26 protein-coding genes are annotated in these 26,838 nt (G+C 53.5%); 18 read left to right on the top strand and 8 right to left on the bottom strand.

Annotated elements, in window-relative coordinates:
* Positions 1-92: 92 nt before the first annotated feature.
* Positions 93-2,018, bottom strand: coding sequence for a methyl-accepting chemotaxis protein (locus tag ACLRGG_RS03295; protein ID WP_416248410.1), 1,926 nt, complete (start codon positions 2,016-2,018; stop codon positions 93-95).
* 273 nt (positions 2,019-2,291) lie between these two features.
* On the opposite strand from ACLRGG_RS03295, the gene ACLRGG_RS03300 reads away from it, so the two are divergent.
* Positions 2,292-2,432, top strand: coding sequence for a hypothetical protein (locus ACLRGG_RS03300; RefSeq protein WP_416248411.1), 141 nt, complete (start codon positions 2,292-2,294; stop codon positions 2,430-2,432).
* A gap of 267 nt (positions 2,433-2,699) precedes the next feature.
* Here the strand turns inward: ACLRGG_RS03300 and ACLRGG_RS03305 are convergent, their stop codons facing one another.
* Positions 2,700-2,924, bottom strand: coding sequence for a hypothetical protein (locus ACLRGG_RS03305; RefSeq protein ID WP_416248412.1), 225 nt, complete (start codon positions 2,922-2,924; stop codon positions 2,700-2,702).
* A gap of 265 nt (positions 2,925-3,189) precedes the next feature.
* On the opposite strand from ACLRGG_RS03305, the gene ACLRGG_RS03310 reads away from it, so the two are divergent.
* From ACLRGG_RS03310 to ACLRGG_RS03320, 3 genes are all read left to right on the top strand, one after another.
* Positions 3,190-3,381 (top strand): DUF3606 domain-containing protein, encoded by a 192-nt coding sequence (locus ACLRGG_RS03310; RefSeq protein ID WP_416248413.1) that lies wholly within the window; start codon positions 3,190-3,192, stop codon positions 3,379-3,381.
* Between the two features lie 325 nt (positions 3,382-3,706).
* Positions 3,707-5,488 carry an EAL domain-containing protein gene (locus ACLRGG_RS03315; RefSeq protein WP_416248414.1) on the top strand — a complete coding sequence of 594 codons (1,782 nt, stop codon included), beginning with the start codon at positions 3,707-3,709 and terminating at the stop codon, positions 5,486-5,488.
* Positions 5,489-5,562: 74 nt separating this feature from the next.
* Positions 5,563-6,372, top strand: coding sequence for a spermidine synthase (locus ACLRGG_RS03320; protein WP_416248415.1), 810 nt, complete (start codon positions 5,563-5,565; stop codon positions 6,370-6,372).
* A gap of 308 nt (positions 6,373-6,680) precedes the next feature.
* On the opposite strand, the gene ACLRGG_RS03325 is transcribed toward ACLRGG_RS03320, so the two are convergent.
* Positions 6,681-7,787 carry a methyl-accepting chemotaxis protein gene (locus tag ACLRGG_RS03325; protein WP_416248416.1) on the bottom strand — a complete coding sequence of 369 codons (1,107 nt, stop codon included), beginning with the start codon at positions 7,785-7,787 and terminating at the stop codon, positions 6,681-6,683.
* 280 nt (positions 7,788-8,067) lie between these two features.
* On the bottom strand, positions 8,068-8,439 hold the full coding sequence (locus ACLRGG_RS03330) for a hypothetical protein (RefSeq protein ID WP_416248417.1): 372 nt from the start codon (positions 8,437-8,439) through the stop codon (positions 8,068-8,070).
* Positions 8,440-9,088: 649 nt separating this feature from the next.
* Between ACLRGG_RS03330 and ACLRGG_RS03335 the strand changes: the two genes are divergently transcribed.
* The gene (locus tag ACLRGG_RS03335) at positions 9,089-9,376 is read left to right on the top strand and encodes a hypothetical protein (RefSeq protein ID WP_416248418.1); all 288 of its coding nucleotides are present in this window, start codon (positions 9,089-9,091) and stop codon (positions 9,374-9,376) included.
* A 36-nt stretch (positions 9,377-9,412) separates the two neighbouring features.
* Here the strand turns inward: ACLRGG_RS03335 and ycgZ are convergent, their stop codons facing one another.
* Together ycgZ and ACLRGG_RS03345 are read right to left on the bottom strand one after the other, a co-directional pair.
* Positions 9,413-9,658 carry a regulatory protein YcgZ gene (gene ycgZ / locus ACLRGG_RS03340; RefSeq protein WP_416248419.1) on the bottom strand — a complete coding sequence of 82 codons (246 nt, stop codon included), beginning with the start codon at positions 9,656-9,658 and terminating at the stop codon, positions 9,413-9,415.
* Positions 9,659-9,956: 298 nt separating this feature from the next.
* A complete protein-coding gene (locus ACLRGG_RS03345) occupies positions 9,957-10,229 on the bottom strand; it encodes a hypothetical protein (RefSeq protein ID WP_416248420.1) in 273 nt (90 codons plus the stop codon).
* A gap of 936 nt (positions 10,230-11,165) precedes the next feature.
* Between ACLRGG_RS03345 and ACLRGG_RS03350 the strand changes: the two genes are divergently transcribed.
* From ACLRGG_RS03350 to ACLRGG_RS03395, 10 genes are all read left to right on the top strand, one after another.
* Positions 11,166-11,798, top strand: a complete 633-nt coding sequence (locus ACLRGG_RS03350; RefSeq protein WP_416248421.1) for an RraA family protein — start codon at positions 11,166-11,168, stop codon at positions 11,796-11,798.
* A 118-nt stretch (positions 11,799-11,916) separates the two neighbouring features.
* Positions 11,917-13,206: an MFS transporter gene (locus tag ACLRGG_RS03355; RefSeq protein WP_416248422.1), complete on the top strand. Its 1,290-nt coding sequence runs from the start codon at positions 11,917-11,919 to the stop codon at positions 13,204-13,206.
* Between the two features lie 42 nt (positions 13,207-13,248).
* On the top strand, positions 13,249-15,336 hold the full coding sequence (locus tag ACLRGG_RS03360; protein WP_416248423.1) for a hydantoinase/oxoprolinase family protein: 2,088 nt from the start codon (positions 13,249-13,251) through the stop codon (positions 15,334-15,336).
* Positions 15,336-17,018, top strand: coding sequence for a hydantoinase B/oxoprolinase family protein (locus ACLRGG_RS03365; RefSeq protein ID WP_416248424.1), 1,683 nt, complete (start codon positions 15,336-15,338; stop codon positions 17,016-17,018). Before ACLRGG_RS03360 ends, ACLRGG_RS03365 begins: the two co-directional genes overlap by 1 nt.
* Before the next feature lie 5 nt (positions 17,019-17,023).
* Complete coding sequence (locus tag ACLRGG_RS03370; RefSeq protein WP_416248425.1) at positions 17,024-17,911, top strand: SDR family oxidoreductase; 888 nt, start codon at positions 17,024-17,026, stop codon at positions 17,909-17,911.
* 27 nt (positions 17,912-17,938) lie between these two features.
* Entirely contained in the window at positions 17,939-19,090 is a 1,152-nt protein-coding gene (locus tag ACLRGG_RS03375) for a pyridoxal phosphate-dependent aminotransferase (protein ID WP_416248426.1), read from the top strand.
* Between the two features lie 23 nt (positions 19,091-19,113).
* Positions 19,114-19,734: a TetR/AcrR family transcriptional regulator gene (locus tag ACLRGG_RS03380; protein WP_082804167.1), complete on the top strand. Its 621-nt coding sequence runs from the start codon at positions 19,114-19,116 to the stop codon at positions 19,732-19,734.
* Positions 19,735-20,114: 380 nt separating this feature from the next.
* The gene (locus tag ACLRGG_RS03385; protein WP_416248427.1) at positions 20,115-20,672 is read left to right on the top strand and encodes a helix-turn-helix domain-containing protein; all 558 of its coding nucleotides are present in this window, start codon (positions 20,115-20,117) and stop codon (positions 20,670-20,672) included.
* A 13-nt stretch (positions 20,673-20,685) separates the two neighbouring features.
* Complete coding sequence (locus tag ACLRGG_RS03390; RefSeq protein ID WP_416248428.1) at positions 20,686-21,543, top strand: queuosine precursor transporter; 858 nt, start codon at positions 20,686-20,688, stop codon at positions 21,541-21,543.
* A gap of 21 nt (positions 21,544-21,564) precedes the next feature.
* A complete protein-coding gene (locus ACLRGG_RS03395) occupies positions 21,565-21,708 on the top strand; it encodes a hypothetical protein (protein WP_416248429.1) in 144 nt (47 codons plus the stop codon).
* Between the two features lie 95 nt (positions 21,709-21,803).
* Here the strand turns inward: ACLRGG_RS03395 and ACLRGG_RS03400 are convergent, their stop codons facing one another.
* Positions 21,804-22,871, bottom strand: coding sequence for an aldo/keto reductase (locus ACLRGG_RS03400; RefSeq protein WP_416248430.1), 1,068 nt, complete (start codon positions 22,869-22,871; stop codon positions 21,804-21,806).
* Positions 22,872-22,975: 104 nt separating this feature from the next.
* On the opposite strand from ACLRGG_RS03400, the gene ACLRGG_RS03405 reads away from it, so the two are divergent.
* The 3 genes from ACLRGG_RS03405 (at position 22,976) to ACLRGG_RS03415 (ending at position 25,620) form a co-directional block, all read left to right on the top strand.
* Complete coding sequence (locus ACLRGG_RS03405; protein WP_416248431.1) at positions 22,976-23,899, top strand: AraC family transcriptional regulator; 924 nt, start codon at positions 22,976-22,978, stop codon at positions 23,897-23,899.
* A gap of 88 nt (positions 23,900-23,987) precedes the next feature.
* On the top strand, positions 23,988-24,338 hold the full coding sequence (locus tag ACLRGG_RS03410) for a hypothetical protein (protein WP_416248432.1): 351 nt from the start codon (positions 23,988-23,990) through the stop codon (positions 24,336-24,338).
* 172 nt (positions 24,339-24,510) lie between these two features.
* Positions 24,511-25,620 (top strand): tartrate dehydrogenase, encoded by a 1,110-nt coding sequence (locus ACLRGG_RS03415; protein ID WP_416248433.1) that lies wholly within the window; start codon positions 24,511-24,513, stop codon positions 25,618-25,620.
* Here ACLRGG_RS03415 and ACLRGG_RS03420 read toward each other — a convergent pair.
* The gene (locus tag ACLRGG_RS03420) at positions 25,610-26,710 is read right to left on the bottom strand and encodes an NADH:flavin oxidoreductase/NADH oxidase (RefSeq protein ID WP_416248434.1); all 1,101 of its coding nucleotides are present in this window, start codon (positions 26,708-26,710) and stop codon (positions 25,610-25,612) included. The genes ACLRGG_RS03415 and ACLRGG_RS03420 overlap by 11 nt on opposite strands.
* Positions 26,711-26,838: the final 128 nt, after the last annotated feature.

The following is a 26,838-nucleotide window of genomic DNA, read 5'->3' on the forward strand; positions in this document are numbered from 1 at the left end:
CAGGCTCATATTATTTGACTTATTCTTTGATGGCGTGTTATCGGCAAAACACGCCATAACTTTAAGGTTATAAACCTGGTGAAAGCTGGAGCTTAAAAGGACGCCCAGCGCGCATCGGCATCGGTCTGTGCGGGCAGGCCAGCGCTGAGAGCCGGTCTGTGGATTGCCTTCGGCGCAACCTTCAGCGCAGCCGGGGCTTCTCCGGTAGTGAACACAGAGATAACGCTGTCGAGCCGACCGGCTTCCTCGCGCAGAGAGTCAGCCGCCGCAGCGGACTCTTCCACCAGGGAGGCGTTCTGTTGCGTTGTGGTATCCATCTCCGCCATGGCCTGGTTAATCTGGGCAATGCCCCGGTTCTGTTCATCCGACGCCGCCGCGATTTCGTGCATTATCTCGCTCACCTGTGCCACCGCCCTGATAATGTCGCTCATCGTGTTACCGGCGTTATCAACCTGCGCGCTGCCGGCATTAACCTGCCTGACCGACTCTTTAATCAGCCCCTCAATCTCTTTCGCCGCAGAGGCGCTACGCTGTGCAAGATTCCTGACCTCTCCGGCCACCACGGCGAATCCACGTCCGCTTTCGCCCGCGCGCGCCGCCTCAACGGCGGCATTCAGGGCCAGAATATTCGTCTGGAACGCAATGCCGTTGATCACTGAGGTTATCTCCGATATGCGCAGCGAACTTACGCGTATCTCTTCCATTGTTTGCACAACGCCCTCGACAACATTGCCGCCTTTGGTTGCAATCTGCGTGGCGTCACTGGCCAGCCTGCTGGCATGCAGCGCATTTTCACTGTTTAGTTTCACCGTAGAAGAGAGTTCTTCCATGCTGGAGGCGGTTTGTGACACGGCAGCAGCCTGCTCTTCGGTTCGTGAGGAGAGTTCTTCATTGCCGGCGGCAATTTCTGATGAAGCGTGGTTAACATGCTCCACCCCATTACGGACGTTAAGAATAATGTCCTTCAGGCTGCGACTCATCTCATTAACGGCCTGCAATAACAGGCCCGGCTCATCTTTACGCTGTGAAACGATCTCCTGGCTCAAATCTCCGCTGGAGATTTTCAGCGCCAGACCCAGCGTGGCGGATAAGGGTCGGGTAATGCTGCGGGTTATTTGCCAGGCAATCAGTATACTGAGGATCATGCCGGTGATTGACACGATCCCAATGGTCCATTTTGACTGGTTGACAAAGCGGGATGAGATATTTTTTTGATAGTCAAAGAGTGCGGCAATCGCGGCATCAAAGTTCTGACCATCCTGAACCAGCGTTTTAGCGGCAGTATTATGTTGATGCCAGATGGTAATATAGGCGCTGACGCTTTGCTGGCCCTGCTGTAAGGCCGCCATCGCATGACTTTTTAACGTGACAGTATCGCTGGTATCGGTCGCCACCGGCACGGCATCAGCTGCGGCTATCTCCAGCGCCTGAATCAGTTCCGCCGAGCTGCTATCCGGCAGGCGGGAAAAGGAGGCCGTCAGCATCGCGACTTCTTTCAGCTCTGATGAGAGACGCTGTAGCTTAAGTGCCTCATCGGTGGTCATGTCCGGGCGAAGCGCGATCTTATCAAGCTGTTTGGCGATAATATAAAAGGGAAGGATTTGCAGCGCCTCGCTGCGATCCATCATCTCTTTCATATCCGCGAAAAGGAGGTTTCGCTGCTTTACATAGATCTCCATCGCCGCCTTCACGCCGCGCAGAGCCTCTTTCCCCTCCGGTAACCATTTAAATGCGCTGACATGGCTAAACTGTTTTCCCAGCTCCTGCAGTGCCTGCGCATTTTTATCAGCATACTGCTGCTCATTAGTATATTGATACAGCGTGCGGTTAAGCCGGGCTTTATCGAAAGTGCCGACCATATCCACCGTGATGGTGCGACGGCTGGCGTTGTCCTGAATAGTATTCAGGCAGCTGGCGGTAATCACGGCCATGGCGATCATCGCAACGATAGCAATAAAAAAGCCGAAACCCAGTTTCGCGCTGACTTTCAAATTATAAAAAAAAGGTAAGAGAGGCATGATGTCATCATCCTGTTGAACCAGAGGGGACAAAGGCTTGCGCTTTTATCCAGCACGTAAAATTCACCAGTAACAATATCGGCAGTTAAAAGGAATACATTAGCCATGCTTCAGGAGGGGAGCAGGCTGCAAGCGTTATCTTCTTAATTTTGGGGGATTTTTTTATAATTTATCTACCACCCACACTACCAGCGGCAATAATAATGCGCCACTTTACTGATTTATAATAATTTTTAATAAATTTTACTTTAGGTTTTAACGTGCAGCATCTTTATGGGTTTACTTAAAAAATTCCCCGATACGCTGTTTTTTCAGGGCTTTTTATCAGAAAGGGATATTAAAGGAGTAACTCCGCAGGAAGAGATGAGAGGCCAGGCACGCCCGGATGCAGGAACAGCGTCAGGAAGAGAGTAAAACCCCATAAGATGAGGTATCAGGGAGAAAAAAGGGGCACACCCTCAGGTTATTTTGCATCACTGCCGATTTCAATCATCATACAGTCAACACAGGCATGTCCGTTAAGATGATGAGTAGTGGCATATTGTTTTGCATGCTTCATAGAATAGAAAGTGCCTAAAAAAGAAACACCTTTACATTTTCTAAGCAACGGACAGCCTTCGTGATGGATATAATGTAAACTCCGTTTGTTCTCCAGGGAGGTCTGGTAATATCTGTACTGATTCATTTTTTAATATCCGCCTGGCTAATAGTCAGGTAGTAAAAAGGTGACAAGTATTTAACGATTGTAACAGACCGGGGATAAATAACGAAACGCATTTTCCTGCCACAGTTTTGCAATACATAATGCGCTGATAAATCGCTTGCCTGGCATACAGGCAACAAAAAAATGCGCGTTAAAAGAGGCGCAGGCAAATTTTCTTTTTCCGGCCAACCAAATTGTAACATTTTAATTTTAGACCTTTTCTTAAGTCTGGACAGGTGGCTTTTCCGGATCGGATAGAAAGCACCTATTCCTCTTTACAAAAGAGGAAAAGTATTTATTCATTTTGTTGCTCAGGCGACAGAACTAAGATTATTCCATAAAAACGGCTAAATATTATTTTCAGGAATTATCTCCTGATGCTGCTTCTGGGCTCCTGTAAAGTATTAATCACCCATTAATCTCTCAGTTCGATTAATATCATGTACTGTTCGCCAGGAGAATGCAGCGATGAGTAAATATTTTAAACGCCGGGAACCGACCAATCGACAGATAGTTAACGCTAATGAACAGTGGGAAATATCTTTCTGGACACATGAACTTAATACAACGCAGGACACCCTACATCGCGCCATTAAAGAAGTGGGGTCCAATAATGATGATATTAGAAAATGGCTGGCGGCGACCAGAAAAAACCGTTAATTTATTTTTTCTCTTTTTAAGCCACAGTTTCATACTGGGGGAAAAGGCCAGGAAAAGGCATAATGTAAATCTGAATACGCATTTTTGAGACGCAGATTATCCTTTAAGCCAAATCGTCTTTTCCCCTCACAGCGGTTTTAGTGCCTGAAACCCGTTAATAACGCCCCTCCCAAAAAATTGCATATTTTTTACATATCTGCCTGATGACTTAATCCGAAAAAAAGAATAGAATTAGCGAAAGCTGAATTCAATAATTTCATATTATAAAACAAAGCGTTGGTTTTTTGGTCATTATCCTCTCACCGGGTGAGGGGAGGAGGCGGGCATGCTGTTCAATCTGACTGGCGAAGATAATAAGTGCAGGGCAATCAATGCTCTGATAAGGCACGATGAAAGCCGGGATGACGTGCTGGTCAGGTTCGTTAAACTTGCCGGACAGGCATTAGGTATACCTGGAAGTTTCATCTCCGTACTGGATGATGAAAACCAATACATTAAAGCCGCGCACAATTTCCCCCTACGTAAAGGCCCGCGAGAAGATGCTTTTTGCCGGTTCGTTTTTGAAAGCGGGCGTGAACTTATTATCCCGGATACCTATAACGATCCGCTTTTTTTTAAACATCCCCTGACACTGGGTTATCCTTATATCCGGTTCTATGCTGGCGTTCCCCTTAAAAACCGCGATGGTGTTACGCTTGGCACATTATGTGTAACGGATACCGTTGCCCACCCTTTCAGCGACGAGAAAATTAAAACGCTAAGACTCCTGGCGGGGCTGGTGATCTCTTTCCTGGAAGCCTGGCACTCGGCTGGGTTTGTCGACCCGGCGACAGACCTGCCAAACAGAGAGCGGCTATTACGCGATCTCCAGCTACTGGCGCCAGGCGGACAAAAAAGTGAATACCGTCTGGTACTGATCGACTGTATGGAGATGTCTCGCGCCTATGAGCTGGCTAAATCATTAGGGATGGCAGCGGTTGAAGCGCTGCTGCGCGATATGGCGATACTACTGCGCCTACGCCTCAGGCTGGCACCAAGCCAGATGCTTTATACGGTTGCCACCGGCCGGTTCGCCATTCTCATCCCTGCGTCTGGCGCGTATACCGCCAGTGAGATTAGCCGAAAGCTACAGGGCGTATGTGCGCACGTTGAAGAAACGATCTCTATCGAGCTGGCGGTTTACACCGGCGAAGTCACCTTCGACCCGGCTGCTCAACCCGCTCATGAAATTCTCAGAAGGGGCATCAGCGCGCTGAATGAAGGCATAAACCTGAAAATCCCTGCCTGTACCTTTGACGATGTCATCAACTCGCGAAAATATGCGGCCGTCTCGCTTGTTGACGATCTGGCAAGCGCGCTGGAGCAGGATGCAGGACTTTATCTTGTCTACCAGCCCAAAGTAAGCATGTCGAGCGGTAAGCCCGTTGGGCTCGAAGCGCTGATCCGCTGGCACCATCCGGCCTATGGCGAACTCCCCCCCTCACTATTTTTGCCGCTAATCGATAACACCGAGCTGATGGCTAAACTGACCGACTGGGTCATCCACGGGGTCATTAAGCAGCTTGCAACGTGGCAGGCAACCGCCCTGCTTTTGCCGGTATCCATTAATATCAGGATCGCCGATTTCTCTCAGGATGGCTTCGCTGACCGGCTTGAGGAGAAAATGTTCCAGGCTGGCCTGCCAACGGCTCTGCTGGGGATCGAGTGTCTGGAAACCGATCGTATTGTTGAAAATCGCGCCGCCTTACAGGGCCTTGAAATGCTTAAGCTGCGCGGATTCGTCATCGCCCTGGATGATTTCGGCGCAGGCTATAGCAATATTAGCTATCTGAGAAGAATGCCGCTTGATGTTATTAAACTCGACCAGTCGCTGATTCGTGAATTATCTGGCAATACCGCCACGCGAATTATTGCCCGCAGCGTCATTCAGATGCTTAAAAATCTCGATTATATTGTTATTGCTGAAGGCGTGGAGGATGCGGATACGAGTCATTTGTTGCAAAGCTACGGCTGCGATCAGGCACAGGGCTACTATTACTCAAAAGCGCTTGAGCCAAAAGCACTGGAAAGTTGGCTTTACTGGCAGCTTCGGGATTCACTACGCTGAATAGCGTAATCATTGTATTCCTCCCGCACGTTAATCACCTTCCGCGACGCAAAAGGATTGGCCCTGGATTTGAAATGAAAGAAAATATATTTTTTGGCGACACAGATCTTTTTACTATCAAAGGCGAGCAGGTCTGTAAAGAATATGATGACTACGGCAACGTGACGGTAACAGACGATCGTAAATACCGCATCATGAGCTTCTACAGCATATATGAACAAACCCGAATGCGGATTGATACGCCCTGGCTGCCCGTTCATAATTATATCAAAGCGATGCTAATGGGTATTACGCTAAGCCCGGCGGATTCGCTGCTTATTCTTGGCCTCGGCGGAGGAAGTCTGGTTCGGGCGTTGGACCACTATGACCCGTCATTAAAAATCAGCGTAGTTGAACTGAGAAAGACAGTGCTGAATGTGGCACGGAAATATTTCTCGCTGCCAGAAAATAACAACATTACCTATCACGTTGATGACGCGGAAGCTTTTATCTCCCGGCAAAGGGGAGAACGTTATTCCCATATATTTTCTGATTTGTATACTGCTGATGCGATGCTTCCTCTTCAGGAAAACGCGCTTTTCTTCGACAGCTGTATCAGAAACCTGCGCCCGGACGGCTGGCTTATTCTTAACTTCCATCAGATGCCCATATTGAACTCACCGCTGTTCAGGTCGCTGACAGATCAGTTTCGCACAGTGCTCTGCTGTCGCGTGCCCAGCGGGAACGTCGTTCTTTACTGCAGTGACAAGACGGATCTGGCGGATTTGACCCTACTCAGAAAAACCCTGAGCGCGACGGGTACGTTGTTTTCATGCGATTTCTGGCCGCTGGCGCGGACTCTAGCCAGCCTGAAAGATAAAGTTAGCAGCAAAAGTGCAAATTAGGCTGGACCTAAAATGAGACGATTCTTAGTAACGAATATTGTTTACTTAAGTGATTGTTTTATCGTGCATTTAAAAACTTAACAAGCTAACTATTTGATATGAAAGCATTTTAAACCAAAGTTCAGCCTTGTCAAAGCGCCTGTTTATTATATGCTTTAAAGGCTCATAAGCGCCTACCGAGGTGCAGGTGACTCAGGGACGAGCTCACCTTTTACGTCTGCATCCGAAAAAAATGAGAAGAAAAGCCCCCTGCGGGACTTAACCTGCCGCCTCTGGTGGGCGACTCATCGCTTAACAGCAATATACAATCAGGGCTTATGACTGATTCTTTTCTGTAGTCGGGAAATTTGATCGGTGATATCAGCCGTACGTTCTGCCAGTCCTCGTATGGCGCTGGCAATCACAGAGAAACCCCGCCCATGTATTCCTGCTCTGGCTGCTTCAATACTGGCGTTGAGTGATATCAGCTTAATCTGCGCCGCGATATTGCCATTTTCTGAGACCAGTTCGGCAATCTCTTTCGCCGTTTCTGCGGCACTTTCCAGCCTGCCCTTTTCTATTTCGTCCTGAACCAGACGGTCCTTATGAGACTGAATATCAATCAGCGCGCCAACCGCCCTCAGTGGCGTTCCATCCGCAGAGCGTCGGGTCTGTCCACGGGCGCGGAACCAGCGATATTCGCCACTGCGAAGCATTAAACGATACTCAATATCAAAACCTGTCTGACCGCTTTTATCCATCAGATGGGCGCCAAAAGCATCCAGTGTAAAGCCTTTATCTTCCGGGTGCAGGCGTGAAGCCCAGCTTTCAAGCACATCCGGGAACTCTTCAACGGTTTCAAAACCCAATAATTTTCTGAACTGTGGGGACCACCAGAAGACGTTAGAGGGATTCATTGGATTGCCATTGATGATATCAAGATCCCATAATCCATCGTTCAGCATCTCTCTTGCGAGGTTGAAGCGCGTAGAAAGGATCTCATATTCGCTGCTTTGATCGACAGCATCCTGAATATTTTCCATTATCCCCGTTAGCATGGCGACAGAATGCGCATCACCCGGAACGTATTGTGCGGCAACGCTAAACCACTGCCAGCTCTGATCCTCTACAAGAATACGGTACCTGACCGGCTTTGCTTCCCTGCCGGTAGCATGATTCACCGCGTGTCGGATAAACAGCTGGAAAGCCTCTCTCTCATCTTCATGAACCCGCTGGATCAGAGCAGCCAACGTCATGCTGGATGTCGAGGGCAGGTTAAGCAGTCCGCACGCTTTGGATGAAAGCCAGACGCGGGTTGTCGGCTGATAATTTTCACCTTCGATCGCCCATACCCCTTGCCCGGATATCGCCATCAGGCTTTGCAGTAAAACGTGATCGTTACTGTCCTGACAGCGGGCGGGCTGTAATTCATTCACGACGGGTATTTCAGGCTGTATTACGGTCTTGACGACCTTTTTTCTCATTATATTTTTTAGCATTGCTATATCCTCTGGTGAGTTTCTGCGCTGTACAATAATTTAGTTAGTTGTACAGCTACGGTTATCGGCAGCAATGCTAAAAATTTGATTGAGGAGGGAAATTAAATTGTAAGACGGCAGTACATTCCGTCAAAATAAGGTCACCAGATAACACTTTATGCTGGTTTATCAGCAACCCCCGTGAAAAACCCCAGACACAGGTTGACGTAAAAAAATTTCAGGGCCTTTCGCCTGACGGCCTGCGGCGTAGCCCTACACTTGCCATAAGCGCACCCAGCGCGATAAGTACGACGGCCACTAACGCCTCACTCTGCGGGCTGGCAAGAGACATCATCAGCTGCATAGTGAAGTCGCTATACCCCTCTCCCCCAGCAGCACCACGCCATGCCATGGTATGGGTGACGACAGGCATCAGGCAGGTCACGCACCACAGCAATAGAAGCACCCGCGCAATACCCCGGGGAAGACTTCTGCCATATCTGTTTATCTTAAGTCTTAATAACCCATAAACTAATCCACCGCCTGCCATCAGGATCGCAGAATGGATAAGCGCAAAAAAAAACGTCACACCATGCATCTGTTCTGTCATTGTTTCTCCGTGAATTTCCTAATCATATGCTCTGTCAGCGCGTCAATATAAGCCTACACAACCTACGGGTTAAATTACAAATTTTTCTTATGTTATAAAGGTGTCTTATTATTACGTTGGTGCCCGCAGACAGGGGTGCTTTGTCATCTGAGAATGGTGCCAACCCGCTGGCAGGGAAGATCGGAATGGGGGTTTTCAGAAGGGGATGGTCAGTTAGCACTCCAACAGGTATTCAGTGGCGTACACCAGGTCGAGCCCGGCGAATAAACAGGGCGTTGGGCGCATGGCTGCGCCAGCCAGAGCGCCCTGTGGCGGTCCATGCCAGCTATGCATTGTTTATCGCGCAACCGGCTTGCACAGCAAAGCAGAGCGCGGACCTGACCGCAGCTATTCGGCAGACAGTGGGTAACAGGCGGACGGTGGACGGTGGACGGTGGACGGTGGACGGTGGAGATCTTGTCACGCGAGAATTTACCCGCACTGACTGGGCATCAGCAAAGTGTCACGATTTATTATCAGAAGCGAAGAAGTACACCAACCAGTGGGTAAGAATATGCTGGAGGTAGTCGCCTCCCGGATAATGTTCTGACGGAAGGCACTTATTAACAACGTTATGACGTCCCCGTCCTGCGGGAGAGGGTAAAGCTTAATGCCGTCGCGTGCCGTCTGCCGGACCGTCATTATTCAATACATGAATAACAGTATCGCAATCGCTGTCATTGAGTACAGCCTGAGTTCGCCCGGCGGCGAGATAACGTCTGACTTCGCTGATGGCGAATTTGCAGGCGCTTTTTATTTCAGCGTCTTTTTCGGCCGCAGCCATTGCCTGAAGCTGTTCCAGCAGCGCTGTGGTGCTGACGGGCGCAGCACCGCTAAGGAGTGCAAGTACGGCTTCGCCGAGCAAAATATCAGCCAGCTTTTCTTGTTTATTTCTTAACATGCCACTTCTCGGATTCTGTTGAGAACGTAAAACCTACTCTCCACGGCCAAAAAGCATACCGATAAGCTCCTGCAGATGCTTTTCCTGCTCTGAACCGGAGGCGAGTTCAAGACGACGCAGCAGTTTGGTACAGAGAGCTTTACGATTTAGATTTCCACCCGCCCGCAGGATCTCAACCACGATTTGCCCCATGGTTTCCTGCTGCGTTGGCATTACAGATTCGTTAAAATAGCGTCTGATATCGGCTTCAACTACTGGATTTGAGCTGTCCTGGCGCATGTAAATGCCTCTACGTCGTTAAGTTTATAAAGTGTTGATGTTGCTGAGCGCTAAAGTTATACACCTTTTTTAAAGTTGTACAGTGATAACGTTTTTACGATACCTTTATTTTTTTGCAAAAAATGCTTAGCCTTTTTTATCAATGGATTATAAACGACATTCAAACAGCACGGAAAAAGTAAAGGTTACAGCACAAATTACACTTTGCTGTACAGGTTAAGGAATATGAAATGGGGTGACCTGCCTGGCATTATTAAGGGTCTTCCCGCCAGCACAATGCAGACAGGCCGGTCATTCGTCAGGCTTTACGCGCTATGACGACCTTATCCAGGCTGAAATCTGGCATGCCGTCCAGCTTACCGGAGCGTGGAACCCGGTCAGATACATCAGAAAAGGCTTCTGTCGACTGGCCGCTCTGTCTGAAACGCTGCAGCCACCTCCGGGTGGCCCAAATCTCCAGCAGACGTTCATCATCCTCTTCATTCTCCCCCATTTCTGCCAGCCTGCCGAGTAGCGCGGCCATGTTGATTTCCACCTTCATGGAGAGCAGGCTTATCGCTGCTTCACCCATTATGACGTACCGTCTTTTATCATTAGCACCTGTAAACATGGACAACCTCCGGTACGTTAAGAACTCAGAATATCTGCCTGACACTGCGAACAGTAATACACATTAATTTTATTTGCTGTTTAAATAACTTAGAGTGAACCTATGAATGAAAGAGGTAAAAACAATCGAAGTTAAAATAAATACAATTCATTGATTAAAATCGCATTTATCACCCTGGCTAATCACGCGGGGTATTATCATTTGGTCGATTTAATTTTGTGAATACAAATTTTAGCATCGTTACTATAAATATATTTTTATCATTAGTACCCTGTTCAGAGCTTTACCCTCATTTTTTGCAGGCAGGTCAACATCCGCTTTGATGACAGGCGCTGTTGCGGGTCAGAACGCCGGGACGCCGTAAACCCCTCCCAGGGGCTTCACTGCCGAACGTTTTATACGCTGGGCCCGGAGGTGGAGAGGTTTTTAACTGCGTCTGCGTAGCCCGAGGCCCTGCGGCGACAAAGGCTATGCACTATATTGGTGCCGCTATCGCAACAAAAAATTATCTCCTCTCCACGACAACTAGCGACCTGCACAGCAAATAATTTAAAGGCCGTATTTTTTTGCACCATAAATGTGAGAGAGATCATTATAAATAGTTTTTTCGCACCTATTTTGTGCGCTAAATCAAAAGTTATTATAAGTAAAAAATATGGGGGTTATTATTTTTATAAATTAAAGGTAATAAATATAAAATCCGGCCAAAACATGCTCAGAATAAATAAAATAAATCCTATAATTCAACACATTACACAACACAAGAAAGAGTAAACGTCAGTATGCACCGCCTCGCTTAACGCCTCGCCGCTCAAAAAAAATACGTTGCAAAGCGAATTTTTAAAATGATAAAAGATTCTCAGTTGATAATTTCTTTTCACTTTGAGGGCAACAGAAATGTCACTGGAAACCGCTGAAATTCGTATTTCCCAAACCTGGCAACGCCCGGATAAAAAATGGCTGGCCGCCTTTGCTGATTTCCCCGTCGCTAACATCGGCGATGCGATGGAGCGGCTAAATATGTGCGATGCCGGCATCGTTCCGCTGTGTGAAGGCATGCATTTTGTCGGCTTTGCTCTGCCGGTGCTGGTTACGCCCGGTGATAACGCCGCCGTGATTAAAGCGCTGGATGTTATCCAGCCGGGCGATGTGGTGATGATCAACGGTCAGGGCCACACCGACCGCGCGCTGGTAGGCGAACAGTTAACGCAGCGTTTCCAGCATGCAGGCGCAGCGGCTCAGGTCATTGACGGCGCGGTACGCGATCGCAAAGTTATTGCCGCTACCGGGCTTCCCACCTACAGCCGCGGCATTACGCCCGCGGGTCCGTTTAAAAATGGGCCGGGCGTCATCGGGGAACCCGTTGCGCTTGGTGGCGTAGTCTGCGCCGCCGGGGACATTGTGGTTGGCGACGATGACGGCATCATCATTATCCCGCTCTGGCGTGCCGAAGCGGTGTTAATGGCCGTGAAGGAAGTTGCGAGACGTGAAGCAGAAATGACGGCAGAAGTCACCCGTCAATACCAATAACAATACCCCCACGACCGGCTTTAACAGCAGGCCCGGCCGCTTTTCAACACGTACACAGGGCAAAACGATGAATAAATCACATGCAGTACCCATGCGTTACGCGTTGCCACGGAATGGAGTGACGAAAAATAACGTCGTACGCCGCGCCTCGCTCGCCGGCGGCGTCGGTTCTTTTGTGGAATGGTACGATTACGGCATTTACGGTTTACTGGTCAGCTCGCTGGTGCTGGTGTTCTCCGCCAGCGATAAAAGCATGACCGATGCGGGGCTGATGCTGACCTATCTTGGGTTCACGGTCAGTTTTGTGGTCCGGCCCTTTGGCGGACTGATTTGTGGCTACCTTGGCGATCGTCTGGGTCGTCAGAAGCTGCTGGCTATTCTGCTGCTGATGATCTCACTGGCGACCGCCGCCATCGGACTGCTGCCTGGCTACCAGACCATTGGCTGGGCCGCACCCGTACTGCTAATTCTGCTGCGTATCGTGCAGGGCTTTTCTGCCGGTGGGGAAGTCTCCGGTGCCGGATCCTTTGTGGCCGAATACGCCGAGGATCACCGACGGGCAGTGGTGATGTCGCCGCTGGTGATGGGATCCTTTATCGCCCTTCTGTTCGGCAGCCTGCTGATCGTCAGCATGATCAACGTCTTCGGTATTGCAGCAGTAAACAGCTGGATGTGGCGCGTGCCTTTCCTTCTGGCGATCCCGATGGCGATGATCGGCGTCTATATCCGCACCCGCATCCAGGACACACCCCACTTTCAGATGGTGAAAGCCAGCCAGCGCGTAAAGCGCAATCCTATCCGTGAAGTCCTGACCTCAAAGCGCCACCTGAAGGCGATTGGGCTGGCCATCACCCTGCCCGCCGTTAACGGACCGGGCTACTACATTCTGTTCGTCTATATGCCGACCTACCTGAACAAGGTGATGCACTTTCAGCAGGTACAAAGTCTGATGGTTACCGCCTGCGGCTTGCTGACCATTATCGCTGCTATTCCGATGATGGCATGGCTCTCGGATCGCCTCGGGCGTCGACCGCTGCTGATTGCCTCGGCCATCGCCATGGCCGTGCTGGCCTGGCCGTGTTTCTGGCTGCTAACGCTGGGCATGATGCCGTTGGCCTGTATGGCGGCCATCCTGCTGGCGCTGGCCTTTGCCGGTCATGCGGGCGTCATTCAGGCCACGCTGGCGGAGATGTTCCCCACTAACGTGCGCTACAGCGCCTATAGCATTGGCTTCAATCTCTCGACCGTGATTTTCGGTGGCTCGGCGCCGCTGCTGATGACGTGGCTGATTGGCCTGACCGGCATCGCCAGCATCCCGAGCTATATGGTGATATTTACCGCTGCCCTGACCCTGATCAGTGCGATCTATCTGAAAGAAACGGCTGGCAAACCGCTTAACGATGAATAACGGCTGCATGCTGCGGCAACCACTCTGCACTCTGAGGTCATTATGAAAAATGCGTCCCCCTGGCGTATCGGGTTTGATATCGGCGGCACCTTTACCGATTTGGTGCTGATCAATGACAGTAACGGCGAAACGATCCGGCATAAAACGCTGACCACGCCGGAGGATCCCTCCGAAGGCGCCTATACCGGACTCACGCAGCTGGTCGCGCTTGCCGGACTGAAAACCAGTGATATTCATACCCTCACGCACGGCACCACGCTGGCGATTAACGCGCTGCTTGAACGGCGCGGTGCCAAAACCGCCCTGGTGGTCACCCGGGGTTTTCGCGATGTGCTGGTGCTCGGACGCGAATATCGCTACGACATCTACGATTTGAACGGCGCTCCCGCTCAGCCCCTGTTACCGCGATCGCAGGCGTACGAAATTACCGAACGTGTGACCGCGCGGGGTGAGGTCATCGCGGCCCTCGATCCGGCAGAGGTGGCAGCACTGGCGGCGGAGCTGCATGAAAAAGCCTATGAGGCCGTTGCCATACTCTGTATGCACGCTTATGCCTGGCCCGACCATGAAAATCAGCTGGAATCGCTGCTCAGCCGCGCGCTGCCCGGCGTCTCAATTTCAGTTTCGCACAAAGTCTCCCGCGAGATCCGCGAATACGATCGCGGCGTGCTCACCGCGATGAACGCCTTTGTGCAGCCGAAAGCCCGCCGCTATATGGCGAGCCTCGAGAACAAACTGCGCGAAGGGGGCTTCACCTGTGAGTGGCTGGTGATGGGCTCCAACGGCGGTCTGATGGCGCCGCAGGTCGCGGCAGATTATCCGACCCGCATCATCGAATCAGGGCCGGCAGGCGGTATCGTCGCCAGCGCAGCCTTTGCCCGTCGTAACCAGATCAAACAGCTGCTGGCATTTGATATGGGCGGCACCACCGCCAAAGCCTGCGTGGTCAACGGGGGGGAACCCTCAATTACTACCGACTATGAGGTGGGCCGCGCGGACCGTCTGCTTAAGGGGAGCGGCCTGCCAGTCAAATTACCGGTGGTGGATATGATTGAAATCGGCGCGGGCGGCGGCAGCATTGCCCGCGTTGACTCGCTGGGTCTGCTGGAGATTGGCCCGGAAAGCGCCAGCGCCTGGCCGGGTCCGGCCTGCTATGGTCGCGGCGGCGAGCACCCGACGGTCACCGATGCCAATCTGGTGCTGGGGCTGCTGGACCCGGACGCCTTCCTTGGAGGCCGGATGCGTCTGGACGTCCCGGCGGCGCGCCAGGCGATTCGTCGGGTCGCGGAACCGCTGGGCCTGAGCATTGAAGATGCGGCCTGGGGCATCCACGAAGTGGCGAATAGCAAGATGTCTGAAGCGCTGCGCACCCACTCGGTTGAGAAGAATGTTAACCCCTCGCAAATGACCATGCTGGCCTTTGGTGGCGCCGGTCCCAGCCACGCCTGGTCACTGGCAAAACAGCTGGGCATAAAGCGCGTTAGTTTTCCTAATGGCGCGGGGGTCTACTCCGCATTTGGTCTACTGACCGCCCCACCGAGCGCCGATTTTGTTCGCAGCGATCGTTGCTCTCTACAGCAGGATGTAGATATCGCCCGTATCCGGGCCGTATTTGCCGAAGGGTTTGACGAAGCATTTAGCACGCTGGCCGCAGCCAATGTTGATCCGGCCAGCGCCAGCCAGCAGCGACTGGCCGGGGTTCGCTATATAGGTCAGGGCTCGGAACTGACCGTTCCCCTCCCCGCGGGCTTTCTGGAGAACGGCGACGTTCAGGCATTGACCGAAGCCTTCGAAACCGCGCACTTTGCCCGTTTTGGCCGCACCCTGCCGGGTCAGGGAGTGGAGGTGGTGAACTGGCGTGGCCGCGTACAGATGACCCCGCCCGCGCTGAATACCTCCGATCGCCTGCATCACGCAGAACCCGAAGCGCAGGAGAAGCGGTTACAGGTTTACTCCGGTCGCGAGGAAGGGTTCACTCCCTGCCGCGTGATCCCGCGCAGCCTGCTGGTTGTGGGTGAGGCCATCTCCGGCCCGGCGCTGCTACAGGAAAAAGAGTGTGCGATTTATGTTGGTCCCGGCGCGACGGCCTGGCTGGATGAGCAAGGTAATATTTTGATGGAGCTGAACTGATGACTTCTGCAACCCCTGATAATTTACAGTTTCTCGACGATCCTGTCGGCTTACGCATCACCTGGGATCGGCTGGTAAGCATTTCTGAAGAGGCAGCGGCCACCCTGGTCAATATGGCCTTTTCCAGCATCATTCGCGAAGTGGGCGATTACTCCTGCCTGCTGATGGATGAAAGCGGCAGCTCTCTGGCTCAGCCTAAAACCAGCGTGCCGGTGTTTATTGGCACGCTGCCGGCGACCGTGCGGCATCTGCTGGCGAAATTTCCGGCCGACACCCTCAGGCCGGGGGACAGCCTGATCACCAACGATCCCTGGCTGGGCACGGGTCATCTTAATGATGTCACCGTAGTCACCCCGGTGTTTCGCGCCGGGAAGCTGGTCGCCTTTACCGGGTCGGCTGCGCATATGTCGGATATCGGCGGCTCGCTGAATATGGGCTCATCGCGGGATATGTTCGAGGAAGGCTTTCTGATCCCACCCAGCAAACTGATGCATGAGGGAGAAGTCAATCAGCAGCTGCTCGATCTCTTTCTGGCTAACGTTCGCTCCCCCGATCGGGTAGAGGGCGATCTGCATGCCATGCTGGCCGCCAACCAGGTGGGTGCCAGCGGGATACTGGGGCTGATGGACGATCTCAACATCACCTCGGTTACGCCACTGGCAGAAAAGATTCATGCGCTGACCGAACAGGCTATGCGCAGGGCGATTGAGGCCGTACCGGATGGTCGCTATGAAGCGGCTGTCGATATCGGTGATTACGAAGGAGACATTCACCTTAACGTGGCCGTTATCGTTAATGGCAGCGAGATCGTGATTGATTATGCCGGATCCTCGGCGGAATCCCCCTTTGGCAGCAACTGCCCCATGTCATTCACCTATGCCTACAGCGTCTATCCGCTGAAGTGCCTGCTTGAGCCAAACCTGCCAAATAACGAGGGCTGCTTTAAATCTATTACCGTCACCGCGCCGGAAGGCTCTATTGCCAACGCCCGGCCACCCTGTGCCGTGGAAATGCGTAACCGCGTGGGGCATATGGCCCACGCCGCCATCTTCTCTGCCCTTGCCGATATTATGCCTGACCGCGTCATGGGCCACTCCGGCAGTGCGCCGGTCACCTGCGACGTATTTGCCGGTCAGTTTGACGACGGGCAGCGCTTCGTTGAAAGCCTGTGTGTAAACGGCGGAACCGGCGCGCGTCCGGCGGCGGATGGCATCGTAACCGGGTTCCCCGGCAATATGTCCTCCACGCCGGTGGAGCTGATCGAGTCCGCCACCCCGCTGCTGTTTCTGGAGAAGGCGATTGTGCCGGATTCCGGCGGTGCAGGTCGCTACCGGGGCGGCGTGGCGCAGCGCATGGTTATCCGTAATACCAGCCGTTTTCCCGTATCGCACAGCATGTTTTATTCGCGGCAGCGACATCCCGCGGAAGGCGTACTTGGCGCGGCCCCGGGCGCACCTAACTATGTGGCGATCGGCGGCGAGCCGCTGGAAAAACCAGTCGGCCGTCATGATATCCCCGCAGGCGGAGAAGTGACCATACAGATGCCGGGCGGCGGGGGGAAAATGCCGGTGGCCGAACGCTGCCACAGTGCCATGCTCTGGGATCTCCAGGAGGGCTACATTACCGACGAAGGTGCACGACGGGATTACGGCGTGGACAGCAACGACTTAAAAAGGGGTTAACGAGTATGCAATCACTGACGGAAAAAGTTGTGATTATCACCGGTGCCGGAAGCGGTATCGGCAAGGCAGCAGCGGCGGCCTTTGCGGCGCGCGGCGCGCGCGTGGTGCTGGTGGGGCGCCGCCAGGCCGTGCTGGATAAGGTGGTGGCCGAATTGAGCGCGAGTTTGCAGAGCGGGCAGAACGACCTAAACAGTCATAATAGTCAGAATGTTAAGAGTGATTTCAATACCAAAAATCGCCGCCCGGGCCAGCTGTGGGCCTTCGCGGCGGATATTGCCCGCAGGTCCGAGGTTAACGCGCTCATTGGCTGGGCGATCGGTGAGTTTGGCCGGGTCGATATTCTGGTTAACAACGCCGGCAGCGCCAGCAGGACGCTTAATGCCCGATGGATCGAAGAGGAGGAGTGGGATCAGGTGCAGGAGGTCAATCTGAAAGCGGTTTTTCTGCTGACCCAGGCGGTCCTTCCCGGCATGCTCAGTCAACAGAACGGCACTATTATTACCGTCTCCTCACTGGCCGCGTTAAGACCCAATCTGCTGGGCGGCGCAGCCTACGGTGCGGCCAAGGCGGGCGTGCGAAATTTTATGACCTATTTGCATAACACGTTCCGCAACGAGGGCATTCGCTCAACCTCAATTCTGCCCGGCGAGGTGAATACGCCGATTATGGATAACCGTGCCAACCCGCCCGACGTGCACATTCGCGAAAATATGGTTCAGCCGGAGGATGTCGCTGAAGCCATCCTGCTCTGCGCCAGCCTCCCGTCACGCACGGTCATTGAAGAACTGATTGTTGCACCGACCTACCAGCGGGATATTTCCGGCGATCTTGAGGTGAGTCGCTGGAAAAATGCCCCCCCTTCGTGCCAGGCCGAGCGCGAAAAGAGCCGCTGAACCCGACATTACGCAGAGGTAAAAACCATGTCTGTATCTGACTTTAAGGCCGCTGAGGCGGTACTTCGCATTGAGCGTAGCTCGCTACGCGTGCAGCAACCGGCCTCAACCGGCGATATGATCTCGCTGGCAATGGGGGAACCCGATTTTGCAACGCCGGCGCGCATCGTGCAGGCGGCGGTGGATGCCCTGAACGACGGCTATACGCACTATGCTCCCCTGCTGGGTGATAAGGCGCTCTGCCAGGCGCTGGCAGAAGAGGTCGCGGCACAGAGCGGTAATCCCGTGGCTGACGGCGAGATTCTGGTTACTCACGGCGGCACTGCCGGGCTGGCTGCGGCAATACTCTCCATGGTTAATCCCGGCGACCGGGTAGTGATCCCCGATCCGACCTACTCCCTGTATGCCGATTTGGTCAATATGGCGGGCGGTATTTGCGTGCCCATGCCGTGCCAGGCCGATCTACACTGGGATCTGACGCGTCTCGGCCAGGTGCTGGAGGGGGCAAAGCTGTTTATCTTCTGTAACCCTGGCAACCCGACCGGGATTGTCCACCGTCGCGATGAAATTGAGGCGCTGGCAAAATGGGCGGCCTTGCACGATACGCGGGTGATTGCCGATGAAGCCTACAGCGATCTGGTTTTCACCGACCGCCCCTTTACCTCGGTGCTCCAGGTGCCGGAATTCAGAGGCCGGACGCTCTATTGCCAGACGTTTTCAAAAAGTTTTGCCATGACCGGCTGGCGAGTCGGCTACCTCGCGGGGCCATCCGCGATGATCAAAGCCGCCGCACGCGTGCATAATACTGTAAACGGTTCGGTAAACAGTGCCGTTCAGCGCGCCGCGCTGGTCGCTATCCGGGAGTGTAAAGATGACGTCAAACGTATGTATGATATATACCGCGAACGTCGCCAGCTGATGATGAACGGCCTGCGGAGCATCCCGGAACTGGCGCTGAACGAGCCGGAAGGCGCATTTTACTGCTTCCCCTCCTATTCGCTGCCGATACCCGCTATTGATATGGTGGCATTACTGCGTGAACAGGGCATTGCCGTCAGGCCAGGCAGTGAATTTGGCGCTGCGGGTGAGGGCTATCTGCGGCTCTCCTATGCCGCCAGCAGTGAAGCGATCAGCGAAGGTGTCCGCCGTTTGAAGCGGGGGCTGGCCGGGCTGAAGTAAGGGATGATTAACAAGGATCGACAATGACGGGAAAAATGATGCGCAGCGATACAGAACGAAATCGTAAAAACCTGATTCAGGCGGCGGCCAGGCTCTTTGAACGCTCTGAAAATCCGATAAGCATGACGGAAATTGCCGCCGAGGCGGGCGTTTCCGTCGCCACCGCCTATCGTCAGTTTACCTCTGTTGAAGAAGTGCTAAATACCTACCGTCATGATGTGGGTTTGCTGCTACTGGAGTTCAGCCGCAGACAAACCTGTGCCGGGCTGGAGAAGCTGGAAAACGTCAGCCGCTACTGGATTAAGCTGGTACGGGAACGCGGTGCCGCAATGGTGCCGATGCGTAACCGCCGGGGTTACCTGGAGCGGCTGTGGGAAGGGGCCGAATATCTTCTGGTCCAGGCTGATGCCGTACGCCCTGCACTCAGGGAAGCGATGGGGGAAATGGACCTTCCCGATATTGGCGATAAAGCGGTTTTTCTGTGGAATATCCTCTTTGATCCGCGTGAAATTTTCGATTTGCTTGATACCGTTGGCCTGACGGAGAAGCAGGTCGGTACCCAGCTTATGTCGGTGCTGGTCGGCGGCCTGCGCGGCTTCGCCACCGCAAATGAATTCTCACTCGCCGCCTGTCGGGCTAAATAGTGCGGCTTTAAAAAAAATTTCCCTGGTGTGGCTTAAAAGTATCGCTCGTTACGATCATATGTCTTTATTTTAGTTAGGATAATTACTGGATCTGTTTTGTCATGCCTTATGAATCAGTTAAGCATCAGTCATGTTATCTGGTCAACAACAAAGTGGTCAAAAAGCATAGCAAAATGACCACGTATTAATTAATATACTGTTTTTTAAGTATTTATTTTTAATGGCAGAATGAGATACGCGTATCCCATTAAACTTTCACATGGAAAACCCTTATCGTATCCTGTACTGTCATAACAAAGCGTTTACAAAAAGCACGTTTGACATTGATGAAAATATCAGCACTAAAAAGAAAATCTAATATTATCAGTAATATTGAGTATATGATGAGGAAGCGTGGGGAGAATAAATCCTCGCTGGCGTTACGCGCAGGCGTCACGCGCAACACGCTTTATCGAATTCTCGACGGCAAAATCAATCGGGTCCAGCCCTCGACGGTGACCCGTATTGCAGATTTTTTTGGCGTCGCCTGCGATGTTATCGAGCACTGCTCCATAGAGGAGCTGGACAGAATTGATAATCTGCTGTCCGTTGACGGTAATAAGAACCCCGCCGCTATTCCCCTTATTCCGCAGTCACACCTGCTAGCATGCATGGAGACCCGGGTGGGCCAGCTAATCATGCGCTATCCCGTCACCTGGGCTTTTGCTGAGGGCCCCAATCTGATTGGCATAAAAGTGGAGACGTCGATAGGTAACACCTTCTTTCCCGGTGACACGCTAATCATCAAACGGTATTCCCTGCCGGATAATCATCAACCTTCCCTGCTCTATTCTGCCGGAAAGGGCTTTTACCTCAGGGAAGTACCGGGCTCCGTAAGCGTTATTCCCCGTGAAGAGAGTAGATTAATAGGCACCGTGGTCGAAGAACGCATCGCGTAAAAAGGAAGCTATTTTGTCAGATAACCAAATATATAAACTGCTGGGATTTAGCCGCTCTTTTGATGCGGTGCGGGCGAATGTGATGATACTGTCCACCGGTAAGAGAGTAAGCATTCCGTTAAGCGAACTGGAAACCAGTGAGATTTCAGAGGATCTCAACCGCAATGAACTCCGGGAAGTTTACCGACGAATGTATGCCGGAGAAAACACCGTCACCGCCTACGATATGAAGGACCGGCGCGATCGTTCATGGTTTGCGTATATGATTATCGCGCTCTCGCTTAGCGTGATTTATATATTCTGTACGGTTACCGGCGTAAAGCCCGTTAATATTCCCTGGCTGCATATGATAGTTCCACCAGCCGTTTTCCTTTACCCGCTCACTTTTATTCTGGTAGATATCCTCAATGAATTTTACGGGCTACGGCTGGCGCGCAGAGCGATTATATTCTCCTTTATCGCCAATATATTATTTGTGTTGGGTTTGATGGTCACCGCCGCGCTGCCTGGCCTGCAGGAGTGGCGACTGGGCGCGGCCTGGAGTGAAATCGTCGACAGTATCGCCGCCGTGCTGATTGCCTCTTCCGTGGCCTACATCGTCTCTGAAAACGTCAACTCCTGGCTGTTATGCAAAATTAAAGCCCTGATGCAATCGCGCTATCTGTTCGTTCGCGTTATCGCCAGCTCAACGGTTGCCGCTGCGCTTGATAGCATTATATTTTGCACGCTGGCGTTTTATAACACCCTGAGCGCCGACGTCATTAAGTCGATTATCATCTCGCAGTTCCTGATTAAAATGGTCTATGCCATCGCAGGAACCGGCCCTATTTATGGCACACGCGCCCTGTTCAGGAAATATATTTCTGTCTGATGAAAGGAGAGAAAAATAAATATGAAAAGCTCGCTGACCCTGCCCGGCACTAAAACGGACTATATCCAGCGCTATTCCCCGCAGCTACTGGAAACCCTGCCGCGCGCATTAAACCGCAACAACATTGACACGGTGCCGCCCGCAGGACGGCTTATTCGCCAGTAGCGTCTGCCGAATGATTTTGTTGCCGCCCGCCGGACGCTGCGGCAACGATGTTCACTTCATTCAGCAGGGTAAAGCCATCCTGAGCAAGCAGACTGTCAGCATGGCGGTTCGCCCAGTTGCCATGACGCACCGTCGTACGTATAACCCGTTGGTACCCGCCCTTTACCGTTATAGCTCTGGATCCATCCCGGGTAGCTGACTGGGGGTCTGCTGGCCTCATCCAGCAAGGCCAGATCGTCATCGCTTAGCGTTACATCAAGGGCACCGAGGTTATCGGCGAGCTGATCCGGACGTTTGACGCCGGTTATCACGCTGGTCACGGCAGGCTGAGCCAGTACCCATGCCAGCGCAATCTGCGCAACGCTGACCTGATGCCGTTCAGCGATAATTTTCAGCTGGTCGATAATGACCAGTGCCTTGTCTTCATCCACCGGTGGAAACTGGATCTGCGCACGTCTTGCACCCGGATCCGACGTACCGCTGCGGTCGAATTTCCCGGAAAGCAGGCCACCCGCCAGCGGACTCCAGCACAGCAAACCTACGTTTGAATCGGCCACGGCAGGGATCAGCTCACGCTCAATATCACGACCCGCCAGCGAGTACCATGACTGGACAGAGGCAAAATGTGTATAGCCCCTAAGCTCCGCGATCCCCGCGGCTTTCATCAATTGCCAGCCAGCAAAATTAGAGCAGCCAATGTAGCGCACCTTGCCCTGACTGACGGCATCGTCCAGGGTGCGGAGCACCTCTTCCAGCGGCGTATAAGGGTCGAAATTATGCAGCTGATAGAGATCAATATGATCGGTTTTAAGTCGTCGAAGGCTGTTTTCCAGCGCATTCATCAGGTGGATACGCGACTGCCCGACCTGGTTTGGACCCGGTCCAACGCGGGCATGCATTTTGGTAGCCAGCACCACTTCGTGGCGGCGAAGCTTCAGCGCCTGTCCCAGCTGCTCCTCTGACGCCCCTCCCCCGTATACATCGGCGGTATCAATAAAGTTTATGCCCGCATCAAGAGCGCTGCCAACAATGACCTCCGTCTCCTTTTGCGTAAGACGACCCATTGCGGTAGTTACGGCATTTTCGGCACCGCCAAACGTCATGGTACCCAGACAAAGGCGTGAAACAAAAACGCCCGTGGTTCCCAACTGTGCATATTTCATCGTATCAGCCTTTTCCGTCAGAGAAAAAACCAGAGTGACACGCCTGCACTTAACAAACTATAATCAATTCACCGCTTTTCTTATGGCATCGTTCAGGTCTGACTATGGATCCGCTATCCGACGTTCTTGCGCTGCTTAAAGTGAAAAGCGCACTTTCAGCCCGTTTCGAGGGCTGCGGCAGGTGGGCAATGTCCTTCCCCTCCCGACAGCAGATGAAGTTTGGCTGCGCGCTGGAAGGCGGTTTCTGGCTCTGGATCGACGGGCTGAAATCGCCGGTGAAGATTGCAACCGGTGACTTCTACCTGTTAACCGGCGAGATGACCTACTATACCGCGACCGATCCCCACTGTATCCCGCTTGATGGGCGCCGCATTTTTGCATCCTGCCGTGAAGCAGATGGCGTGGTGCGCTATGGCAATGGCGATAATCGGGTGGTGGTGACCGGGGGAAAATTCACCTTTGACGATCGCACCAGTGATATTCTGCTTAAGCAGCTGCCTCCGCTGATTCATCTCCCGGCAAACCGCCTGCGCACTGGCCCGCTCACCGCCGTTATGAGCCTGCTCGCCAGCGAAACGCAGTCAGCTCAGCCGGGCGCGGCTATCTCTGCGTCGAGTATTGCAACCCTCGTACTGGTCCAGCTTCTGCGTGCTTATCTGGCCTCCTCTGACGACGCAGCGGGCTGGCTTAGCGCCATTCGCGACCGCCGTATCGCTGCCGCTCTATCGCAGATGCACGCAGATTTAGCCAAAAGCTGGAAAGTGGAAGAGCTGGCCCAGCATGTCGGCATGTCGCGCACCGCTTTCAGTCAGCGTTTTAAAACGCTGGTCGGGCTGCCGCCGCTGGAGTATCTGACCCGCTGGCGCATGGCCGTTGCAAGCCATGAACTGGTCCATAGCGAGCAGGCTCTCTTAACTATTGCCGAAAAGGTGGGCTATGGCTCAGACACAGCGTTCAGCTCGGCGTTCAGACGCATCACCGGGCAAAGTCCCGGACGCTACCGCACAATAAACCGCCAGGGTCGCTGAATGCCGCTGGCGCAGCGGCGTGATTATCACTGGCTGCCCCCGTCATGAAGCGCTAAGCTTTACCGCTTCATTTCCCAGGACCACCGCTATGATCAACACCCGTACCCTCAGCACCCTTATTCTGGTGATTGCCGTCGCCGTCGCGCTTTACGTTAATTTCAGACCCCATAAGCCGGACCCGCACTACTACGCCGCCGCCTGCGTGGTGATCAATGATATTGGCGTGCCGCCAGGGCCTGATGCGTTCAGAGAGAAGCTCAATGAGGTGATTGCGAATGAAAATTCCTCTTACGCGGTGAATAAGGTGGAGTTTGACGTGGCCTCCGCCAATGACGCCATTACCCACTATCAAAAAATGCGTGCCGCTCAGAAGCGTGAAATGCAGCAGGGCGTCGATCGCTGCCTGAACGTTTTTATTCCCGACGGCGCTAAAAAGTAACGTGGTATTCCTCTGCGCCCTGGCTGCGCCAGGCGCGCATAAAATTCCGTTCTGAGCCGGAAAACGGCTGAATTTTCTACTTTTCGCGACAATCCTATCGATACCCACCGCGCAATTTCTGCATAATAATAATCCGTACTCAGGTTGAACCCTTTTCATCACGGAGCCCGCTATGACCGCTGCCACATACAGAATTGCCGTTATTCCCGGAGACGGTATTGGTAAAGAAGTGATGCCGGAGGGTGTCAGGGTGATGGACGCCGCTGCGGCGCAGTTTGGCATCACCTTGGAATGGACGTGGTTTGACTTCGCCAGCGCAGACTATTACCAGCAGCATGGCAAAATGCTGCCCGATGACTGGTTTACCACCTTAAAATCCTTTGATGCTATCTACTTTGGCGCGGTTGGCTGGCCGGCGATCGTACCGGATCACGTCTCCCTGTGGGGATCGCTGCTACAGTTTCGCCGTCAGTTCGATCAGTACGTCAACCTGCGCCCGGTCCGCCTGCTGGACGGGGTAAAAGCGCCGCTGGCGAACCGTGCGCCAGGTGAAATAGATTTCTACGTGGTGCGCGAAAATACCGAGGGAGAGTATTCCAGCGTCGGCGGCACCCTGTTCCCCGGCACCGAGCGCGAGATTGTTATCCAGGAAACCGTGATGACCCGTACAGGGACTGACCGCATCCTGAAATTTGCGTTCGAGCTGGCGCAAAAGCGCCCGGCGAAGCACCTGACCTCCGCGACCAAATCCAACGGCATCGCCATTACCATGCCCTGGTGGGATGGTCGGGTGGAGGAGATGAGTCGCCATTATCCTGAGGTCAGAATGGATAAGTACCATATCGACATCCTCACGGCCCACTTTGTACTGCATCCTGATCGCTTCGACGTGGTAGTCGCCAGCAATCTGTTTGGTGACATTCTCTCTGACCTCGGTCCAGCCTGTACCGGGACGATTGGCATCGCGCCGTCGGCCAATATCAACCCGGAGCGCACCTTTCCCAGCCTCTTTGAGCCTGTACACGGCTCCGCACCGGATATTGCGGGAAAAGGGATTGCTAACCCGGTCGGGCAGATCTGGTGCGGCGCAATGATGCTGGAGCATCTGGGCCACGATGAGGCCGCCGCTGCGGTGGTGAAAGCCATTGAAAACGTACTGGCCAACAGCGCGGATAAACAGGCACTGACGCCGGATATGGGCGGGACGGGGAAGACGGGAGATCTGGGTCGGGCAATAGCGGGGGCGATCAACGCCCCCGCCGATGAGGCGACTACTCGCTAACGCGATAGCGGTTTAGCCAGTGAGCATAAGGCGCTGGCAGGACCCAGGAGGGCTGATCCTGCTTTAGCGCCAGCGCGGCCTGGTACGGCCAGTGCGGGTTAGCCAGATGCGCCTTGCCGACCATCACCAGGTCCAGCTCGCCTTTTTCGATGGTCTGACTGGCAATCGGCGGTGAATCAATACCCCACGCGGTGGCGACCGGGATCTGCGCTTCTTCGCGCACGCGAGCGGCAATCGGCGCCAGGAAGGCCGGGGCCCAGGGAATATTCGCCTCCGGCGTAGAGAAGCCAATGCTGACGCTCAGCAGGTCAAGGCCGCCCGCGCGGAATTGTTTGGTCAACGCAATCGATTCTGACAGGGTTTCTTCATCCCGACCGTCAAACTCAATCACGCCGAAGCGAGCGGTGAACGGCAGGTTTTCCGGCCACTGCTCACGCGCAGCCGCCAGCGTTTCCAGCAGGAAGCGACCGCGCCCTTCGGCGCTCCCGCCGTAGCCATCCTGGCGTTGATTGGAGTGGACCGAGAAGAAGCTCTGGGCCAGGTAACCGTGTGCAAAATGCAGCTCCAGCCACTCAAAGCCCGCCTCACGTGCGCGGCGGGCGGCATCCGCAAAGTCCTGACGAACGCGGGCAATATCGTCCAGCGTCATTTCATGGGGAACCTGAGGCAGATTCGCGCCAAACGCCACCGCAGAAGGCGCCAGGGTTTCCCAGCCGCGTGCGTCGCCCTGGGCGATATGGTCATCGCCTTCCCAGGGTTTATTCGCGCTGGCTTTACGTCCGGCGTGCGCAATCTGAATGCCCGGCACTGCCCCCGAGGCCTTAATTTCACGCGCGATCTGCGCCAGCTTCTCTGCCTGCTCGTCATTCCAGATCCCCAGGCATCCGGGAGTGATCCGTCCTTCCGGCGATACGGCGGTCGCTTCAACGATCACCAGCCCTGCACCTCCGCGCGCAAGGGCATTGTAATGCACCCGATGCCACTCGTTGCTGACGCCGTCAACGGCGCTGTACTGGCACATAGGCGGCACCGCGATGCGGTTGCGAAGGGTCACGTCTTTAAGTGTGAATGGGGTAAAAAGCGCAGACATAGAAGCCTCTGAATCGATGTTCGGATTGAAAAACGGCATGCACCACCCGCAGATAAGGGTGGCGTCATTGCGGACCAGGGTAAAGCATAGACGGGATCCGGGTTTTACCGTATGTGCCTCTGCCGCGC

It is taken from the genome of Erwinia sp. PPS120 (assembly GCF_047918655.1).
Lineage (GTDB): Bacteria > Pseudomonadota > Gammaproteobacteria > Enterobacterales > Enterobacteriaceae > Erwinia > Erwinia tasmaniensis_A.

Bases quoted from the DNA above. Each gene is read 5' to 3' on its own strand.
- ACLRGG_RS03380 (WP_082804167.1), top strand. From the start codon at position 19,114: ATGACGGGAAAAATGATGCGCAGCGATACAGAACGAAATCGTAAAAAC.
- ACLRGG_RS03415 (WP_416248433.1), top strand. From the start codon at position 24,511: ATGACCGCTGCCACATACAGAATTGCCGTTATTCCCGGAGACGGTATT.
- ACLRGG_RS03320 (WP_416248415.1), top strand. From the start codon at position 5,563: ATGAAAGAAAATATATTTTTTGGCGACACAGATCTTTTTACTATCAAA.
- ACLRGG_RS03400 (WP_416248430.1), bottom strand. From the start codon at position 22,871: ATGAAATATGCACAGTTGGGAACCACGGGCGTTTTTGTTTCACGCCTT.
- ACLRGG_RS03405 (WP_416248431.1), top strand. From the start codon at position 22,976: ATGGATCCGCTATCCGACGTTCTTGCGCTGCTTAAAGTGAAAAGCGCA.
- ACLRGG_RS03375 (WP_416248426.1), top strand. From the start codon at position 17,939: ATGTCTGTATCTGACTTTAAGGCCGCTGAGGCGGTACTTCGCATTGAG.
- ACLRGG_RS03295 (WP_416248410.1), bottom strand. From the start codon at position 2,018: ATGCCTCTCTTACCTTTTTTTTATAATTTGAAAGTCAGCGCGAAACTG.
- ACLRGG_RS03300 (WP_416248411.1), top strand. From the start codon at position 2,292: ATGGGTTTACTTAAAAAATTCCCCGATACGCTGTTTTTTCAGGGCTTT.
- ACLRGG_RS03350 (WP_416248421.1), top strand. From the start codon at position 11,166: ATGTCACTGGAAACCGCTGAAATTCGTATTTCCCAAACCTGGCAACGC.
- ACLRGG_RS03410 (WP_416248432.1), top strand. From the start codon at position 23,988: ATGATCAACACCCGTACCCTCAGCACCCTTATTCTGGTGATTGCCGTC.
- ACLRGG_RS03330 (WP_416248417.1), bottom strand. From the start codon at position 8,439: ATGACAGAACAGATGCATGGTGTGACGTTTTTTTTTGCGCTTATCCAT.
- ACLRGG_RS03385 (WP_416248427.1), top strand. From the start codon at position 20,115: ATGATGAGGAAGCGTGGGGAGAATAAATCCTCGCTGGCGTTACGCGCA.
- ACLRGG_RS03305 (WP_416248412.1), bottom strand. From the start codon at position 2,924: ATGTTACAATTTGGTTGGCCGGAAAAAGAAAATTTGCCTGCGCCTCTT.
- ycgZ (WP_416248419.1), bottom strand. From the start codon at position 9,658: ATGCGCCAGGACAGCTCAAATCCAGTAGTTGAAGCCGATATCAGACGC.
- ACLRGG_RS03310 (WP_416248413.1), top strand. From the start codon at position 3,190: ATGAGTAAATATTTTAAACGCCGGGAACCGACCAATCGACAGATAGTT.
- ACLRGG_RS03345 (WP_416248420.1), bottom strand. From the start codon at position 10,229: ATGGGTGAAGCAGCGATAAGCCTGCTCTCCATGAAGGTGGAAATCAAC.
- ACLRGG_RS03370 (WP_416248425.1), top strand. From the start codon at position 17,024: ATGCAATCACTGACGGAAAAAGTTGTGATTATCACCGGTGCCGGAAGC.
- ACLRGG_RS03420 (WP_416248434.1), bottom strand. From the start codon at position 26,710: ATGTCTGCGCTTTTTACCCCATTCACACTTAAAGACGTGACCCTTCGC.
- ACLRGG_RS03365 (WP_416248424.1), top strand. From the start codon at position 15,336: ATGACTTCTGCAACCCCTGATAATTTACAGTTTCTCGACGATCCTGTC.
- ACLRGG_RS03315 (WP_416248414.1), top strand. From the start codon at position 3,707: ATGCTGTTCAATCTGACTGGCGAAGATAATAAGTGCAGGGCAATCAAT.
- ACLRGG_RS03335 (WP_416248418.1), top strand. From the start codon at position 9,089: ATGCCGTCGCGTGCCGTCTGCCGGACCGTCATTATTCAATACATGAAT.
- ACLRGG_RS03395 (WP_416248429.1), top strand. From the start codon at position 21,565: ATGAAAAGCTCGCTGACCCTGCCCGGCACTAAAACGGACTATATCCAG.
- ACLRGG_RS03360 (WP_416248423.1), top strand. From the start codon at position 13,249: ATGAAAAATGCGTCCCCCTGGCGTATCGGGTTTGATATCGGCGGCACC.